Source organism: Corallococcus sp. AB049A (genome assembly GCF_003668885.1).
GTDB lineage: Bacteria > Myxococcota > Myxococcia > Myxococcales > Myxococcaceae > Corallococcus > Corallococcus interemptor.
Window position 1 is genome coordinate 1 of record NZ_RAWL01000652.1, and the last position, 3,196, is coordinate 3,196.

Annotated in this window: 3 protein-coding genes and 1 tRNA gene; 3 read left to right on the top strand and 1 reads right to left on the bottom strand. The window is 71.5% G+C overall.

Features of this window, described 5'->3' with window-relative positions; translation table 11 throughout:
• Positions 1 to 249 precede the first annotated feature (249 nt).
• Positions 250 to 996 carry a M48 family metallopeptidase gene (locus D7X55_RS37800; RefSeq protein ID WP_120552593.1) on the bottom strand — a complete coding sequence of 249 codons (747 nt, stop codon included), beginning with the start codon at positions 994 to 996 and terminating at the stop codon, positions 250 to 252.
• A 99-nt stretch (positions 997 to 1,095) separates the two neighbouring features.
• Between D7X55_RS37800 and D7X55_RS37805 the strand changes: the two genes are divergently transcribed.
• The 3 genes from D7X55_RS37805 to D7X55_RS37815 form a co-directional block, all read left to right on the top strand.
• A tRNA-Leu gene (locus D7X55_RS37805) sits at positions 1,096 to 1,181 on the top strand.
• 91 nt (positions 1,182 to 1,272) lie between these two features.
• The gene (locus tag D7X55_RS37810) at positions 1,273 to 1,938 is read left to right on the top strand and encodes a response regulator (RefSeq protein ID WP_121725568.1); all 666 of its coding nucleotides are present in this window, start codon (positions 1,273 to 1,275) and stop codon (positions 1,936 to 1,938) included.
• 16 nt (positions 1,939 to 1,954) lie between these two features.
• Positions 1,955 to 3,196, top strand: a 1,242-nt coding sequence (locus D7X55_RS37815) for an RsmB/NOP family class I SAM-dependent RNA methyltransferase (protein ID WP_233610311.1), incomplete at its 3' end; no start/stop codon positions are given.

The window sequence follows — 3,196 nt, forward strand, 5'->3', positions numbered from 1 at the left end:
TTTCAGGGGGTTGCACAGGGGCCCGCGCGACAGCCAACAAGACGGCCGGAAGACGTTGCAGCGTGGGGGCGGCACGCACGGTAGGAATTGCCGGACGCGGGGCCGCCCGGCGTCGTGCGCGCGGGTGGGGTGGGGCGGCTGATCCGTTGGAAACTCCCCGGAAGCGCGCGTGTAGGCAGCGCCTCGACGGGATGGCCAGAGGGGCCCGGGCGCCAGGTCGGTGGCGCCGGGCCCACACTCCAGCGGACTTCAGCGCCGGTGGGTGAACTGCACGCGACGGCCGCCACCCTGGGGCGGCATCATCGGCGGCGCTTCCAGGCCGAACTGCCACCAGAGCGGCTCATAGGGCTTCATCTTCAGGCGCTTGTCGTTCTGCAGCTGGGCGAGGCTGCCCTTGAGCTTCTCGTCGGACGGGTTCTGCTCCACGCCGCGCGCGAGCACGCGCTGGGCCGCGTCCTTGTCCTTCAGCTGCAGCAGGCACCAGGCGTAGACGGCCCAGACAATGGACTCCTTCTTGCCGCTCTTGGCGGCGGACTCGAAGGAGGCCTTCATGGCGGGCACGTCGTTGCGGCGGAAGTGCAGGGCGCCCTCCATGGCCTTGGCCATGTAGTTGCGCGTGCTGGCCTTCTCCAGGTGGGGCTTCGCGCCGTCCAGATCCTTGATCATGTACTTCAGCATGCCGATCTGGGCGTGGATCTCCGGGCCGATGAGGAACTGCCACTTGTCCCAGACCAGGCCCTGCTCCAGCGTCTTGACGGCCCGGTCCACGCGGCCCTGGGCCTCCTTCTGGTTGGCGGGCTGCCCCTGCAGGTCGTTCTGCACCGTCGTCATCAGCGCCTGGACGCGGGTGGAGACCCGGCGGGCGAGGATGATGTAGGTGGCGAAGAAGACGATGACGCCGGGCACGATGCCGGCCCACCAGGAGAAGCCGCCGGCGAGCTTCACCAGCACGCCGACCGCCAGCCCCACGGCCAGGGAGATGAGGAGGTTGTACATGCGCTGCCCCTTTAGCGGTGTGCGTGGACCACCGCAATCTTCGGATGCACACGAACCGAAGGCGCGATATACGTTCGGCCGCCTCGCTCACACCCAAGGGGCCCTCTGTCGAAATTGGTAGACGAGGCGGACTCAAAATCCGCTGCGGCTGACCCCGCGTCCCGGTTCGAGTCCGGGGAGGGCCATCTTCAAACGCAGACCCGGCGCCCGAGATGCCGTCCCTTCCGGGCGCCCTAACGTGAAAGCGATCCCCTGTCCCCCGCGCTGGAAGACGCGATGAAGGTCCTGCTGGTCGAGGATGATCCAAGCCTCCGCGAGGGAATGGGAGAGCTGGTCTCCGAGCTGGCGGACGTGCAGGCGGTGGGCACCCTCGACGAAGCGCTTCGCGCCCTGGCGGCGGACCGCTTCGAGCTGGTGATGACCGACATGCGCATCGCGGGCGGGCACACGGACGGCCGGGGCGTCCTCCAGGCCGCGCGCCGACAGCGCCACCCGGTGGCCATCGTCAGCGCCGCCGGTCCGCAGGAGGTCGCCCAGGTCCTGCACCCCTCGGAGCCGGACGCGCTGCTGATCAAGCCCTTCCAGGTGGACGACATCATGGAGCTGGTCGAGCGCTTCCTCGCGCTCAAGCGCCAGGTGGTCGCCGCCGCCGGGGAGCCCCTGGATGGGGATTCTCCTGAGTGGAAAGAGGCATCACCCGGAGTAAAGTCCGCGGACCCGGCCCGGGATGGCGCCCGGCTGTGGCTGCGGCTGGCGCCGGAGGCGGCCTTCCCCTGGAGCCATCCCCGGTCCGCCCACGGCATCCTCCTGGTGGAGGGCGACCTGGAGCTGGACGGCGAGCGCTATGCGGCGCCCTGCTACCTGTTCCTGTCCCTGGGCGCGTCGCCGCAGGTGAAGACGCGGGCCGGCGCGCTGGCTGTGTGCGTGCCGCTGCGCGGTTAGGCGACGAGGTCAACCCGTGGACATCCCCCTCTGGCCCACGCCGCATGATCCGTCACGTCTGGGGCGTCCGTCCCGGCGCGCGGCCACCGCGGCGGTGGAGACGCACATCGCCGTCCTCAAGGGCGAGCCGCTGAAGGCCGCGCTCGCCACCGCGCTGCGGGAGGCGGAGGGACTGGGCGGGCAGGAGCGGCGCTTCGTGGCCCTGGCGGCGCGCGAGCTGTCCCGGCACACGCGGCTGCTGGACCTGGCGGCGCGGCAGCTGGGGCACTCGCCGGGGAAGCACGCGCTCACGGAGGACCAGGCGCTGGTGCGCTACACGCTCTGGCGGCGCCTCTTCTGTGGTGAAGGCTGGGCGCGCATCGGGCCGGAGGTGAAGCTGCCGGGGCCGGTGCGTCCGCGCACGCTGCATGACGCGGTGCTGGAGGGGCTGGCGACGAAGCCCCTGGAAGAGCCCGCCGCGCCGGAAGGGCCCGAGGCCGTCGTCGAGCGGCTGGCCACCCGGTACTCGTTCCCTGGCTGGCTCACGCAGCGGCTGGCGCAGGTGTACCCGGAAGGGACGCTCGCCGGGCTGATGGCGTCCCTGGATGAAGAGCCGTCGCTGCACTTCCGCGCGCGGCCGCCGGGGACCCGGGACGCGGTGCTCGCGGCGCTGGCGGAGGAGGGCGTGGCGGTGGAGGCGGTGACGTGCGCGCCGGACGCGCTGAGGGTCTCGGACTCCAGCCACCGCATCTTTGAGTCGAAGGCGATGAAGGCCCGGCGGCTCCAGGTGCAGGACGTGGGCAGCCAGCTCATCGTCCTGGCGTGCCTGCCTCCCGGTGCGAGCCTCACGGGGCTCACCGTGGCGGACGTGTGCGCGGGGGCCGGCGGCAAGACGCTGGGGCTCGCGGACCTGGTGGGCGCGAAGGGGAAGGTGCTCGCGGGGGACCGCTCCAAGCGCCGGCTGTCGGACGCGCGCGAGCGGGTGCGCGAGTTCGGCCTCAAGCAGGTGACGTTCCCGCACCCGGTGCCGCTGGAGGCGGTGGACGTGGTGCTGGTGGACGCGCCGTGCAGCGGCACGGGGTCGCTCGCGCGCGAGCCGGATCAGAAGTGGAAGCTGTCCGCGAAGGCCATCACGGAGTTCCAGGCCACGCAGTCCGCGCTGCTCGCGGAGGTGGCCGCGAAGGTGAAGCCCGGGGCACGCATCGTCTACGCCACGTGCTCCGTGCTGCCGGAGGAGAACGACGCGGTGGTGGAGCGCTTCCTCCAGAAGCACCCGGAC

Coding starts and splice junctions, on each gene's coding strand:
- D7X55_RS37810 (WP_121725568.1), top strand. CDS start 1,273: ATGAAGGTCCTGCTGGTCGAGGATGATCCAAGCCTCCGCGAGGGAATG.
- D7X55_RS37800 (WP_120552593.1), bottom strand. CDS start 996: ATGTACAACCTCCTCATCTCCCTGGCCGTGGGGCTGGCGGTCGGCGTG.